The organism is Kineosporia sp. NBRC 101731 (assembly GCF_030269305.1).
Lineage (GTDB): Bacteria > Actinomycetota > Actinomycetes > Actinomycetales > Kineosporiaceae > Kineosporia.
Map to the genome: position 1 here is coordinate 1 of NZ_BSTC01000018.1, position 13,692 is coordinate 13,692.

Here is a 13,692-nt window from a genome sequence, read left to right on the forward strand (position 1 = left end):
AGGGCGGACAGCGACCGGAGATCGACCTCCGGCCACGCCGACAGCAGAGCTTCTCCCATGACCGCGCCCCCGCACTCCTGGTTCGAACAGGTGTCCACAGTCTACGTCACTTTTGCGTAGGCAAGACGATTCGCATGTGGAGGGACGCGTGGCGATTTCTGGGATGAGAGGTGGCTCGGGTTAATTGGAAAGATTCATTTTGCAAGAGTTTTCGAGCTTGTGAAGTCGAGGCGAGGGTGCTGTAGTAGTCGGGACGGATTCGAACACACTTGCGAACGAGGCGGGTGATGCTTTGCGGAGGTGGCTATCTTGGTCGGATGCCGACTGATCGGTCGCTTGATCGGTTGTGGCGGGGTGGGGTGGCGCGGACTACGCGATGCTCTGCTGGCATCGGGACTGCAATGGGGTCGTCGCCAACGAGTCAGCTACTTGAGAGTTATCTATAGCCTCACTGTGATTGGGCTTTTAATTGATCTATACGTAACTTGTTTTATTTAAACGGAATTGGAGGAACCTGGCCGTGGAAGACGTGACTCGCCTGAATGGCTACCGGTCCGTTTCCTCTCATCTGTCGCTCCTGAGCGACCGGCAGGTTGGTGAGGTTGTGGCCGGGGCTACCCTGCTGGGGGCGGGTATCGGTGGCCGCTGGGGGCGGGCGCGGATTCGGGGAACTGAGGTCTTCGTCAAGAGGGTCCCCATGACCGACCTGGAACTGCTACCTGAGAACGTGCGATCAACCGCGAATCTCTTCGATCTGCCGATGTACTACCAGTACGGCATCGGATCAGCGGGTTTCGGTGCCTGGCGCGAGCTGGCGGCTCATATTGCCAGTACCACGTGGGTTATGGAGGATCAGTTCTCAGGTTTTCCGTTGCTCTACCATTGGCGTGTCCTTCCGGACTCTGTTCCCCAGGACGTGGGGGCTGAGTTCGGTGGTATCGACGGCGCCGTCGCTCACTGGGAAGGGTCCGCGGCGGTGAGAGGGCGGTTGCAGGCCATCGCCGCCGCTACGCACAGTCTGGTGCTCTTCATGGAATACGTGCCTCAGACTCTCGCTACCTGGCTGGCTCATAACCCCGCGCCGCAGACCTGGCTGGAACAAGGATTGGCGCAGGCGGCAGACTTCATGAGTTCTCACGGAATGGTCCATTTCGACGCTCACTTCCACAACGTCCTGACTGATGGCCGCAGCCTCTTCCTTGCCGATCTGGGTTTGGTGCTGAGCCGTGACTTCGATCTGACGCTCCCGGAAAAGGATTTCCTGGAAAGCCATCTGGACTACGACCGGCGCTACGTGATGAGTCACCTGTTGCTGTATCACTATCTTCCGGTCGCAAAAGGCAATGAGCCTACGAAGTTGCTACGCCGCTGGATCGCCGGGGACGGGCGCAACGACGTCTCGACGGAAATCGCCGACCGCATCGACCTACATGTCCGTGACTCATTGGTGCTGAGTGAGTTTCACCATTGCCTGTTGCGGCAGAGCAAGCAGACGCCCTACCTGGGGCGGGTGGGGGCCGTCTCGGGTGACAGAGAGGTCGAGGGCGATGGTGGAGAGCAGGGGTCAGCTGGAGTGGGAGGTGGGCTGGGGACCGGAGGTGGGCTGGGGGCTAGGGGTGGGCCGGAGGCCGGAGGCCGGAGACCGGAGACCGGAGACCGGAGACCGGAGATGGGACGGAGGCCGGAGGCGAGCCGGAGACCGAAGAGGTACCGGAGGACGGATGAACCGGATGCTGGAGATGGATCAGGGACCGGAGGCTGGAGATAGATCAGGAACCAGAGGCTGGGGATGGACCAGGAACCAGAGGCTGGAGATGGACCAGGAACCAGAGGCTGGAGATGGACCAGGGGCCACAGATGAACCGGGGCTCAGGCTTCCAAGCTCACCCAAAGAGCCTGGGCCGGTTCCGGGCCACGGTTGACGATGCGGTGCGGCCGGGACGACAGGTAGGCGATCGAGTCACCGGGGTTGAGGGTGTGCACGTCGCCGTCCAGCTCGACGGTGAGCTGCCCGGAGATCAGCACACCGACCTCACGACCGTCGGAGTGCTCGGGTACCCCAGAACTGGCACCACCCGGAACGTACTGCTGCACAGTCATCTCCACCCCGGCCCGCGGGTCGCGGTACGCGATGCGGTGCACCCCGCCGGCTCCCGTGGTGGCCGTCACCTGCTCGTCGACGCGGGTCACGGGGGAGCGGGTGACCTCGTCACCGGGCCCGAACAGGTCGGACATGTGTACGCCGAGCGCGGTCGACACCGACACCAGGGTGCCCACCGACGCACTGGCCAGGCCACGCTCCACCATGCTGAGCATCGAGACGCTGACCCCGGTGCGGTCGGCGAGCGATTTCAGGGTGAGGTTCTGCTGCTTGCGCAGCAGCCGTACGCGTGCGCCCATCATCCGGATGGTCCGTTCGGCCTCGAAACTGCCCGCCGGTCTGCTGGCCGGCACCGTGCGTGCCTGCGCGATCGGCCTGACTGTTCCGGGAACCCCCGCGTCCGCCATTTTCGTGTCGTCCATTTCTCGCAACGTTGTGAAAACCGGAAATTGTGGCTGGAACGACACGGATCGTGCCACATCCTTCTTCGTTGATGTTCTTTTCAAGGACACAGCCGGGCAACTTGCGCTCTGGGTAGGCATGTCGTCACTCGTTGCTGATAATTCCGACGGTAAGTGTGGGTGATACGGAGGCAATCGGGGCGAAATTCATCGGATGAAAGGGTCATTCATGCAGGCCAAAGCCAGCGACGGTTGCGCCACCAGTGGTGATCTTGTCCGGCTGCGATATACGTTCTGTGACGTCAGACCACTAACCGTGACCGATTAACGTCGGGACGCGGTTTCTGGCCGGGGATGTCGCGGTCCGGGTCTCGGAGCCCGGCCGGAACGGGGGAACAAGTATGCGGAATCAGCGAGACAGATCCGATGTCAGGACGATTCGCCGGAGTACCGGCTGCCTGGTGGCGGTCGGCCTGGCCGCCGGCTCGGTGTTCGCCGCCGGGGTGGGGCCGGCCTCGGCCTCCAGCCATCGCGAAGCACCACTGACGGCCGGTGACCCGAAGATCGACAACACGGACGTGTACGCGTTCGTCAGCCCCGACAAGAGCGACACGGTGACGTTGATCGGCACCTGGATCCCGTTCGAGGAGCCCAACGGCGGCCCGAACTTCTACCCGTTCCAGGACGGCGCGCACTACGACATCAACATCGACAATGACGGTGACGCGGTCGCCGACCTGACCTATCGCTGGACCTTCACCACCGAGGACTCCCGCGGCACCGACACGTTCCTCTACGCGAACGGCCCGGTCACCTCGCTGGACGACGAGAACCTGCTGTTCAAGCAGACCTACACGCTGGAGAAGATCGTGGACGGCGATGTCGCCGGGGCCACCACGATCGCCTCCGGTCAGGCCGCGCCCTCGAACATCGGCAACTCGACGATCCCGAACTACGGCAAGCTGCGCACCGCCTCGTTCGAGACGGTCGACGGCGGCGGCCGGACCTTCGCGGGTCAGTCCGACGACCCGTTCTTCCTCGACCTGCGAGTCTTCGACCTGCTCTACGGCGGCAACCTGAAGAAGGTCGGCACTGACACCCTGGCCGGGTACAACGTCAACTCCATCGCCCTTCAGGTGCCCAAGTCGGCGCTGGCGATCAACGGTGACGCCACGAAGAACCCGGTAGTCGGCATCTGGAGCAGCACCGAGAAGCAGACCATGACGCTGACGCCAGGTCAGGCCGAGGCGAGCGGCGACTACGTGCAGGTGTCCCGGCTGGGGAACCCGCTGGTCAACGAGGTGGTCGTACCGGCGGGGCTGAAGGACGCCTTCAACTCGATCAAGCCGGAGACCGACCACACGGTGACGCCGGTGGTGGAGAAGGTGCTCGACCCTGAGCTGCCTCACCTGCTGAACGCGATCTACAAGCTCAAGATCCCGACCACGCCGCGCAACGACCTGGTCGAGATCTACCTGACCGGGATCGCCAAGAACGCGCCGACGCTCGACAACTCGACGCCGCCGATCCAGGCCGATCTGAACTCCCAGGTGCTGAACGCAGATGCGGACGCCGCCGAGTTCGTGCCCTCCGAGATGCTGCGCCTGAACATGGGTGTGCCCTCGGCCAAGAACCCGAACCGGCTCGGCGTCATCGGCGGTGACTTCCAGGGCTTCCCGAACGGTCGCCGGCTCACTGACGACGTCATCGACATCTCGCTCCAGGCCGTGGCCGGTGCGGCGCAGTCGGGCAAGATCGTGGCTCCGCTGAAGGACGGCGACAAGGTCGACGTCAACGGCCAGAAGTTCGGCAAGGTCTTCCCGTACCTGCCGCTGCCGAACACGATGATGACGAACGGCTGGAAGGCCAAGCAGGCGCAGATGGAGTCGGCCTCGGCGGTCGCGGCACCGGGTGCGTCCGGTGGCCCGTCGGCCTCGGACCCGGCCTCGTCGTTGCTGGGTGGCCAGGCCGGGCAGAGCCTCGCGGGTGGGCTCGGGCTGCTGTTCGTCAGCGGCGGCGCCCTCGTGCTGGCCCGGGGACGCAAGCTGCGCCCGGGTTCACGGGCTCAGCGTCCCTCGGCTCAGCCGGCCTGATCCGCCCACCTGGTGACGACCCGTTCGCTCACCCCGATCATCGCCGCGGCCGCCGGGGTTCTCCTCCTGGCGGCCGCGGGGGTGTCCGTGCTGAGGAACCCCGACAACCCCCACAGCCAGGTCAGCCAGGCACGTCAGGGCAGCCTGGAAAGCCTGGAAAGCCTGGCCGCCGCCCCGTTCGACCATTCACTCACCGGGGCCGTCGCCCGCACCCAGGCCCATCTGCGGGAGTACCCGAAGGACGCGACCGGCTGGGCCACGCTCGGCGCTGCCTATGTGCAGCAGGCCCGGATCAGCGGTGACCCCACCTACTACCCGAAGGCCGAGGGTGCGCTGAAAACGTCTCTGGCGCAAAAGCCGCACGAGAACGTCGCCGCGCTGACCGGTCTCGGGGCCCTGGCCAACGCCCGGCACGACTTCGCGCAGGCCCTCAACCGGGCCCGCGAGGCCGAGAAGGCCGATCCGTTCGACGCCACCGCCCGAGGGGTGGAGGACGACGCTCTGACCCAGCTCGGCGACTACGCCGGTGCCCGCCGGGCGGCCCAGAAGATGCTTGACCTGGCGCCCGGCATCCCGTCGTTCACCCGGGCCTCGTACCACCTCGAGATGGCCGGCGACGTGAAGGCCGCCGGGCAGGCTCTGGAGCGGGCTCTGGCCGAGGCCTCGCAACCGGCCGACATTGCCTACTGCCGCCGCTATCTCGGTGAGCTGGCATTCAACGAGGGAGACCCGGCGCAGGCCCTGCGGCACTACCGCGCGGGTCTGAAGGCCGATCCCACCGACGCCTCCCTGATCGCCGGGCGGGCCCGGGCCCGGGTCGCGACGGGTGACCTGGACGCCGCCCGCACCGACTACGTCACCGTGGTCGCCCGGCTGCCCCTGCCCCAGTACCTGCTGGAGTACGCCGAGCTGCTCCAGCTGATGCACCGCCCCGACGAGGCCCGGCAGCAGTTCGACCTGATCGACGCCCAGACCCGGCTCCAGGCGGCCAACGGTGTGGTGGACGACCTGATGGTCTCCCAGGTGGCCGCCGATCACGGTTCGCCGACCGAGGCGGTACGGTCTGCCCGGGCCGAATGGTCGCGCCGCAAGAGTGTTCTGGTGGCCGACGCGCTGGCGTGGGCCTTGCACCGGGCCGGAAACGACCAGGAGGCTCAGCGGTACACGCAGGTCGCGGGTCGTCTCGGCTGGCGGAACGCGACCTTCAGCTACCACCGCGGCATGATCGAGCGGGCGCTGGGCAACCGGGCCGCCGCCCGCACCCATCTGGAACGGGCCCTGCACATCAACCCGTACTTCTCGCCGGCCGGGTCGAAGCAGGCCGCAGCGGCTCTGGCAGAACTGAAATCACAGAACGGTGGACGATGAAACGCCTCGTGACGGTTCTCGCCGCCGGTGTGCTGGCGACCGTGCCACTCCTTCTCGGAGCCGAGGCGGCGCAGGCCCATCCGCTGGGCAACTTCACCGTGAATCACTACGACGGGCTGCGGATCTCACCCGGAACGATCCATGATCTGGCCGTCGTCGACACGGCCGAGATCCCGACGGTTCAAGAGCGGCCGATGGTGGACGCGGATCACGACGGAGTCGTGTCGGTCACCGAGCGCTCCGCCCACGCCGTCCGGTCCTGCGCGGAACTGGCCCTCGCGACCCGCACCGAGGTGGATGGAACCACCGTGTCGTTCTCGGTGCGGCGCAGCGGGTTCGCGTACCGGCCCGGGGCCGCCGGACTGGAGACCAGCCGGCTGGAGTGCGCCCTGGAGGCGGACCTCCCGGACCTGAGCGGGTCGTCCCGGATCGAGTTCCGGAACACCTACCGGACCGACCGGGTCGGCTGGCGCGAGATCACGGCCACGGCCGGGGCCGGTGTGCGACTGGCCGCTTCCTCGGTGCCGGCCACGACGGTCAGCCAGGAGCTGCGGGCCTATCCCGACGACCTGCTCAGCTCGCCCCTCTCCCTGACCACCGCCTCCCTGGAGGTGGTTCCGGGATCGGGAGTCGACGCGTCCTCTGCTGTTGATCTGCCGACCACCGGAATCCTGGGCCGCTGGACCGGTGCGCTCAGCCAACGCTTCGACGAGCTGGCCGCCACCCGCCACCTGACCCCGGCGGTGGGGCTGCTCGCCGTGCTGCTGTCCCTGCTGCTCGGCGCCTCCCACGCGGCTCTGCCCGGGCACGGGAAGACCGTGATCGCAGCCTATCTCGCCGGCCGAAACGGCACCGTGCGCGACGCCCTCACCGTCGGCCTGACCGTGACGGTCACCCACACCGCGGGCGTGATCGTGCTCGGGCTCCTGCTCAGCGCGGCGGCCGCCGTGGCGGGCGAGACCGTGCTGGCCTACCTCGGCGTGGTCAGTGGGCTGCTGATCGCGGCCGTCGGCGCCGGGCTCCTCGTGGGGGCGATCCGGGCCCGCCGGTCGATGAAGGACGCGGATGGGCACGTCATCGACCTGACCGAAAGTCCCGATCAGGAAGACGAAACCGGCCACGGACACGGACATGGTCATGAGCACGGGCATGGGCACGGCGATATCGGGAGCGAGCAAGTTCCCTCCAACCTTGTCCGTGATCATGCCGACCTTCCCCGGAAGGCGGAGTCATCGGGGAAGGTTCGCATGATCACGGAAGAAGCCGTGGCGGTCCCCGAAGTCGAGCACGGGCACGGACATGGGCACGGCCACGGACATGGGCACGGCCACGGACATGGGCACGGCCACGGACATGGGCACGGCCACGGACATGGGCACGGCCACGGACATGGGCACGGCCACGGACATGGGCACGGCCACGGACATGGCCACGGCCACGGCCACAGGTTTTTCGAGCTTGCCACCGCCTCCCGTACACCCCTGGGCCGGATGACCCTGGTGGGTATGGGCGTGGCGGGAGGACTGGTCCCGAGTCCGTCCGCGCTGGTTGTCCTGCTCGGCGCGATCGGGATGGGGCGGACCTGGTTCGGCATCCTGCTGGTGATCGGTTACGGCGTGGGCATGGCCGGACTGCTCACCGCGGTCGGGCTGCTCCTGGTCCGGTTCGCCGACCGGCTGCGCGACGCCGAACACCACAGCGCCCTGCTCAGGTTCCGGATCGCGGGGAACCTGGCAGGGCACTGGACGCGCTGGGCGCCGTGGGGAACGGCGTCCCTCGTTCTGGTCGTCGGTCTGGCTCTCACCGTGCGAGCCGTGGGACCCCTGATCTAGCCAGACATCAGCTGGGGATCTTGCTCCGCAGGGTGGCCGCGGCGACCTCGGGCGCGATGTCGGTGGAGTAGGCCCCACCCATCTGCTCGGTGCCCGCGATGTACTTCAGCTTGCTCTCGCTGCGGTTGGGCGGCGAGATCAGGAAGTGCAGGTGGGAGATGTCGTCCCAGCTACCGTCCCAGCCGGCCACCGACGGGCTGCCGTTGGTGGGAGAGGAGAAGATGCCCAGCACGTACGGCAGCGGGAAGCCGAACAGGTCGTCCAGGCCGGTGAAGACCCGGTGCATCAGACGCGACAGGTCGGTGCGGGCCTCGTCGGCGACCGCGACCAGCGACGATGTGTGCTGCTTGGGCGAGATCCGCACCTCGTACGGGTAGCGGGCCCAGAACGGCACGTGGGCGATGAAGTACTCGCCCTCGGCGATGATGCGCCGGCCGTCCTCGAGCTCGGCGGCGACCACGTCGCACTCCACACAGCGACCGGTCTGGGTCCGGTACTCGGCGGCCTTCTTCAGCTTGCGCAGCGGGCGGGCCGGGATGTCGTCGTACGCGTAGATCTGGCCGTGCGGGTGGTGCAGGGTGACGCCGATGGCCTCACCGCGGTTCTCGAAGGGCAGCACGTAGGCGTGCCCCTCGGCGCCGAGCACCTGGTAGCGGTCGGCCCAGGCGTCGATCAGCAGACGGATGCGCTCGGCGCCCAGCTTGGCCAGCGTGGCGTTGTGGTCGGAGGAGTAGGCGATGACCTCGCAGCGGCCGGTCGCGGGCTCCACCCGGTAGAGCTCGGTGCTCTCCACGTCGGGGGCCGGCGGGGTCGGGCTGAGGGCCGGGAAACGGTTGTCGAACACCGCCACCTCGTAGTCGGGGCGCCGGATCTCACCGTCCCACTCGTTCTTCGGGTCCGGGCACAGCGGGCACGCGTTCGCCGGCGGCAGGAAGGTGCGGTTCTGGCGGTGCGTGGCGAAGGTGATCCACTCGCCACTGGTGGGGTCGAAACGCCGTTCGCTCACTGCTCTTCACCGTCCTGCTCGACAGCTGCCGCCGCGTCAGCGGGCACCGAGGCGGGCGATCCGTAGTAATACGTGATGCGCCTGCCGTCGTCCATGGTCGTCTCGTCGCGGATCATCGCCACCGCAAACCCTCGCTAATCGCTGGTCCTGACTCTGCTGTCAAGACTCGAACATAATCTGTCACGATCGATCGGAAAGTGACAACAGGTGCGTCACTCCTCCACCTCGTCGGCGCACTGCGCCACCAGTACCTCGGTCCCTGTCGTACGGAACTGATCGATCGCGTCCCCCGCCGTGCGGTCACTGGTGACCAGGTGCCCGATCTGGTCGGACGGCACCGTCTGCGCCATCGTCTCCAGGCCGATCTTGGTGTGGTCGGCCAGCACCACGATCTCCTCGGCCGCCGCGGCCATCGCCCGGTCCATCCCGGCCACCACCAGATTGGGTGTCGACAGCCCGCGCTCCGGAGTGAGCCCGTTGCCGGACATGAACACCCGCCGCACCCGCATCCCGGACAGGGCCTGCTCGGCCACCGACCCGACCAGTGCGTAGATCGACCCGCGCAGCGTGCCGCCGGTCATCACCACCTCGATCCCGCGGGAGCGGGCCAGCTCCTGCGCCACCAAGACCGAGTTGGTCATCACGGTGAGCTCGCGGAACCCGGCCAGATGCCGTGCGAAGGCCTGCGTGGTGGTGCCGGCGCCGACGCAGATCGCGTCGCCCTCCTCCACCAGGCCCGCGGCCAGCGCCCCGATCGCGACCTTTTCCCGGGCCGCCACCACGGACTTCTCCGAGTAGCTGGGCTCGTGATTCAGGCCACCGGTGGAGACGGCGCCGCCGTGCCGCCGGTCGAGCAGCCCCTGCGACTCCAGCAGCCGCAGGTCGCGGCGCACCGTGACCTCGGAACTGCTCACGACCCTGGCGAGTTCACGCAGGGAAACCGCGCCGTTGGCCCGGACCAGCTCGAGAATCTTCTGGCGGCGCTCATCGGCGAACATCCGGCGAGCATAGACCGGACAGGTGGAAGAACGGTCCTAACCGATCAGAAGAAGGTCCAACCCGATCAACATCAGGTTCAAGAGCAGTCATAATCTGGTGTAGCCCGAGCTCGTGGGCCACGATGTGGGCCCGAGCAGAACCGTGCCGTTGACCGTGCACCCGTCGCCGAAGGCGTGTCGTGACCCAGAACAATGATGTTGAACCGGCCCAGGCCGTCGCTGCCGCCTTCACCGACCTCTACGGGACCGCTCCGCAGGGCATCTGGTCCTCCCCCGGCCGGGTGAACCTGATCGGTGAGCACACCGACTACAACAACGGCTTCGTGATGCCCTGCGCGATCCCCGACCGGGTCACCGTCGGGGCCTCGAAGAACGAGGGCCGGGTGCTGCGCGTCGCCTCCGCCCAGCAGGAGGGCACGGCGCAGATCGACCTGGACACGCTCGAGCCGGGTTCGGCGCAGGGCTGGGTCGCCTACGTCGCCGGTGTCGCCTGGGCGCTGCAGAGCAAGGGCTTCGCCCTGCCGGGTGCCGACCTGTTCCTGGACGGCCGGGTTCCGCTGGGCGCGGGCCTGTCCTCGTCCGCCGCGCTCGAGTGCGCCGTGGCCATTGCCCTGGTCGACCTGGCCGAGCTGCCCGCGCCGCCGCAGGGCCTGGCCCTGGCGCAGCTCGCGCAGTTCGCCGAGAACGAGTACGTCGGCGCCAAGACCGGTCTGCTCGACCAGGCCGCGTCCATCCTCTGCACCGAGGGTCACGCCCTGCTCTTCGACGTGCAGGACCTCAGCACCCAGCAGGTCCCGTTCGACCTCGGGGCCGCCGGTCTGTCCCTGGTCGTGATGGACACCCGGGTCGCGCACAGCCACGCGGGTGGTGAGTACGGCGACCGCCGCCGCTCCTGCGAGCAGGCCGCCGCCGAGCTCGGCGTGCCCGCGCTGCGCCAGGCGACCGTCGCGGACCTGGACCGGCTGACCGACCCGGTGCTGAAGAAGCGCGCCCGCCACATCGTCACCGAGAACGACCGGGTGGTGGCCGCCGGCCAGGCGATGAGCAACGACGACTGGACCACGTTCGGCCGCCTGATGGTCGAGTCGCACGCCTCGATGCGCGACGACTTCGAGATCACCTGCGAGGAGATCGACGTGACCGTGGAGGTCGCGCTGGCCAACGGGGCCGTGGGCTCGCGGATGACCGGTGGTGGGTTCGGCGGTTCGGCGATCGCCCTGGTGCCGGTCGAGAAGGTGACGTCACTGGGCGAGGCGGTTCTCGCCACCTTCGCCGAGAAGGGCTGGGTCACGCCGATCATCCGCGTGATGGAGCCCTCCCGGGGTGCAGGGCGCGACCAGTAGGGCATTGTTCGTTGCCCGGACGGACAAAAGGCACCTCACCGAAAGGGTAGGTGCCTTTTGTCCGTTTTCCTGATGTGCTGACGCTACCGGCGAAGGGAGCTCGCATGCGTCAGCAGTCATTCCGGAGAGCCAGATTCACACGGGGGACGTCGGTCGCGGCAGCGGTCGTCCTCGTGGTGGGCACGTTGCTGGCGGGTGGGGCCGCGCCGGCCTCGGCCGCCGCCGTCTGGGAACCCAAGACCCCACCGATGACCACCCCGTGGACCGACCAGGTGTCCACCGATAAACCCCTACCCGAGTACCCGCGTCCTCAATTGACCCGTGCGCAGTGGCAGAACCTCAACGGGATCTGGGACTTCGAGGTCACCCCGAGCAGCCGCACCACCCCGCCGGAGAGTTTCAGCGAGAAGATCCGCGTGCCCTTCGTGGCCGAGTCGGCGCTGTCAGGCATCCAACGGCGTATCACTGGGGACGACAAACTCTGGTACCAGCGGACGTTCGTGGTTCCGTCGGGCTGGAAGGACCGGGTGCGACTGAACTTCGACGGTGTCGACAACCGCACCGACGTCTGGGTGAACGGCCGGAAGGCCGGCGCCACGCACGACGGCGGTTACGACGCCTTCGGTTACGACATCACCGACCTGCTGAAGACGGGTGACAACACGCTGACCGTCGGGGTCTGGGACCCGGGCAACGCGGGAACGCAGGCGGTGGGCAAGCAGGAGCTCCAGGGCGTGCAGCCGGAGACCGGTGGCGGCATCTTCTACACTTCTGCCTCGGGGATCTGGCAGACCGTCTGGCTCGAGCCGGTCAACGCCACGTACATCACCAAGGTCGATCTGACCCCCGATCTCGCGTCGTCCACGCTGAAGGTCAAGGCGGCGGTCACGGGCCAGGGGACGTCGGTGGTCACCGTCTCCTCGAACGGCCAGAAGGTGGTCAGCGCGAGTGGGGCGGCCGGGCAGACCGTTTCGCTGAAGATCCCGAAACCCCACCTCTGGACGCCGGACGACCCCTTCCTCTACGACGTCAAGGTGGAACTGCGCAAGGGGCAGAACACCGTGGACACGGTGGGCTCGTACGCCGGTATGCGCTCGATCGCGGTGAAGCAGGTCGACGGGAAGCAGCGTCTCGTACTCAACGGTGACTTCCTCTTCCAATCGGGCACTCTCGACCAGGGTTACTGGCCCGACGGGATCTATACCGCCCCCACCGACGAGGCCCTGAAGTACGACCTGGAGCTGCTGAAATCGACCGGCTTCAACATGGTGCGCAAGCACATCAAGGTCGAACCGCAGCGCTGGTACTACTGGGCCGACCGGCTGGGCCTGATGGTCTGGCAGGACATGCCCTCCATGCGCCCCGACTACAAGGCCGACGCAGCCGCGAAGGCGCAGTGGGAAAAGGAATTCAAGGCGATCATCGACCAGCACCGCAGCTCCCCGTCGGTGGTGCTGTGGGTGGCGCAGAACGAGGGCTGGGGGCAGTACGAGCAGGCCCGCATCGCCGACCTGGTCAAGGCCTACGACCCGACCCGGCTCGTCGACAACATGAGCGGCGTGAACTGTTGCGGCGCGGTCGACGGCGGTAACGGCGACGTGCTCGACAACCACAACTACACCGGGCCCGGAACGGCGCGGCCGACCGCAACCCGGGCCGGGGTGGTCGGTGAGTTCGGCGGACTGGGCCTGAAGGTCGCCGGGCACGAATGGTTCCCGGGCGGTGGCTTCAGTTACGAGGACCAGGGCACGGCGGACCGCCTGAACCGCCGGCTGGTCGGCTTGTGGACCCAGATGACCACCTCCGGCGTGCCGTCCGGGCTCTCGGCCTCGGTCTACACCGAGACGACCGACGTGGAGAACGAGGTCAACGGTCTGGCCACCTACGACCGGCAGGTGGTCAAGGTGGACGTGGCCCGGCTGAAGGCGGCCAACGAGAAGCTGATCGCGGCATCTCCCTCACCGGCCCCGGTCACGGTCGAGAAGGGCCGGCACTCGATCCGGGTCACCACCGACGGGTTCGCCAACCGCTACATCCGGCACCGGGAAGGTCTCGGCTACACCGAGGTCGTCGAGACGGCCAGCTCCGACCTGCTCAAGCAGGACGCGACCTGGAACGTCGTGCCGGGCCTGGCCGACAGCTCGTGCTACTCGCTGGAGTCCGTCAACTATCCGGGAACCTACCTGCGGCACCAGGCCTTCCGGGTGAAGCAGAACAAGAGTGACGGATCGGCGCTGTTCGCCGCGGATGCCACCTGGTGCGCGGAGAAGGGTACCAACGGGGTGAAACTGAGCTCCTGGAACTACCCCGGCCAGTACCTGCGGCACTACAACGCCGAACTCTGGCTGGCGACCCCGGGCGGGAACTCGGCCTACGACGCCGATCCCTCGTTCGACGCCGACACCACCTGGGCCGTGGAAGCCCCCTGGGCCCCCTGACCCACACCCTTCTGTTCGTGATCATGCAAAACCTCCCCGGACTTCTAGAACTCTGAGAGTGGAGAGTTCTAGAACACTGGGGAGGTTTTGCATGATCACGGCGGTTTGGGTG

Annotated in this window: 9 protein-coding genes and 1 pseudogene; 6 read left to right on the top strand and 4 right to left on the bottom strand. The window is 67.3% G+C overall.

The window, feature by feature from the left end:
* The first annotated feature begins 697 nt into the window (after positions 1-697).
* Positions 698-1,768 carry a protein kinase family protein gene (locus QSK05_RS32065; RefSeq protein WP_285601146.1) on the top strand — a complete coding sequence of 357 codons (1,071 nt, stop codon included), beginning with the start codon at positions 698-700 and terminating at the stop codon, positions 1,766-1,768.
* A gap of 101 nt (positions 1,769-1,869) precedes the next feature.
* On the opposite strand, the gene QSK05_RS32070 is transcribed toward QSK05_RS32065, so the two are convergent.
* The gene (locus QSK05_RS32070) at positions 1,870-2,523 is read right to left on the bottom strand and encodes a helix-turn-helix domain-containing protein (protein ID WP_285601147.1); all 654 of its coding nucleotides are present in this window, start codon (positions 2,521-2,523) and stop codon (positions 1,870-1,872) included.
* Between the two features lie 380 nt (positions 2,524-2,903).
* Here QSK05_RS32070 and QSK05_RS32075 point away from each other — a divergent pair, with 380 nt between their 5' ends.
* Genes QSK05_RS32075 through QSK05_RS32085 form a run of 3 tightly spaced genes read left to right on the top strand, consistent with a single transcriptional unit; the run spans position 2,904 to position 7,795 of the window.
* Positions 2,904-4,595 (top strand): DUF4331 domain-containing protein, encoded by a 1,692-nt coding sequence (locus QSK05_RS32075; RefSeq protein ID WP_352303369.1) that lies wholly within the window; start codon positions 2,904-2,906, stop codon positions 4,593-4,595.
* A gap of 12 nt (positions 4,596-4,607) precedes the next feature.
* A complete protein-coding gene (locus QSK05_RS32080) occupies positions 4,608-5,963 on the top strand; it encodes a tetratricopeptide repeat protein (RefSeq protein WP_285601149.1) in 1,356 nt (451 codons plus the stop codon).
* Positions 5,960-7,795 (top strand): HoxN/HupN/NixA family nickel/cobalt transporter, encoded by a 1,836-nt coding sequence (locus tag QSK05_RS32085; protein WP_285601150.1) that lies wholly within the window; start codon positions 5,960-5,962, stop codon positions 7,793-7,795. Before QSK05_RS32080 ends, QSK05_RS32085 begins: the two co-directional genes overlap by 4 nt.
* A 7-nt stretch (positions 7,796-7,802) precedes the next feature.
* On the opposite strand, the gene galT is transcribed toward QSK05_RS32085, so the two are convergent.
* The 3 genes and pseudogenes from galT to QSK05_RS32100 form a co-directional block, all read right to left on the bottom strand.
* On the bottom strand, positions 7,803-8,801 hold the full coding sequence (gene galT, locus QSK05_RS32090; protein ID WP_285601151.1) for a galactose-1-phosphate uridylyltransferase: 999 nt from the start codon (positions 8,799-8,801) through the stop codon (positions 7,803-7,805).
* The gene (locus tag QSK05_RS32095) at positions 8,798-8,923 is read right to left on the bottom strand and encodes a hypothetical protein (RefSeq protein WP_269327687.1); all 126 of its coding nucleotides are present in this window, start codon (positions 8,921-8,923) and stop codon (positions 8,798-8,800) included. Before QSK05_RS32095 ends, galT begins: the two co-directional genes overlap by 4 nt.
* A gap of 117 nt (positions 8,924-9,040) precedes the next feature.
* Positions 9,041-9,799 (bottom strand): annotated as a pseudogene (locus tag QSK05_RS32100) (DeoR/GlpR family DNA-binding transcription regulator); the annotation flags it as partial.
* Between the two features lie 179 nt (positions 9,800-9,978).
* On the opposite strand from QSK05_RS32100, the gene galK reads away from it, so the two are divergent.
* Positions 9,979-11,142: a galactokinase gene (gene galK, locus QSK05_RS32105; RefSeq protein ID WP_285601153.1), complete on the top strand. Its 1,164-nt coding sequence runs from the start codon at positions 9,979-9,981 to the stop codon at positions 11,140-11,142.
* Positions 11,143-11,246: 104 nt separating this feature from the next.
* On the top strand, positions 11,247-13,580 hold the full coding sequence (locus tag QSK05_RS32110) for an AbfB domain-containing protein (RefSeq protein WP_285601154.1): 2,334 nt from the start codon (positions 11,247-11,249) through the stop codon (positions 13,578-13,580).
* Positions 13,581-13,692 lie beyond the last annotated feature (112 nt).

Coding starts and splice junctions, on each gene's coding strand:
- QSK05_RS32085 (WP_285601150.1), top strand. CDS start 5,960: ATGAAACGCCTCGTGACGGTTCTCGCCGCCGGTGTGCTGGCGACCGTG.
- QSK05_RS32065 (WP_285601146.1), top strand. CDS start 698: ATGACCGACCTGGAACTGCTACCTGAGAACGTGCGATCAACCGCGAAT.
- QSK05_RS32075 (WP_352303369.1), top strand. CDS start 2,904: ATGCGGAATCAGCGAGACAGATCCGATGTCAGGACGATTCGCCGGAGT.
- QSK05_RS32110 (WP_285601154.1), top strand. CDS start 11,247: ATGCGTCAGCAGTCATTCCGGAGAGCCAGATTCACACGGGGGACGTCG.
- QSK05_RS32070 (WP_285601147.1), bottom strand. CDS start 2,523: ATGGACGACACGAAAATGGCGGACGCGGGGGTTCCCGGAACAGTCAGG.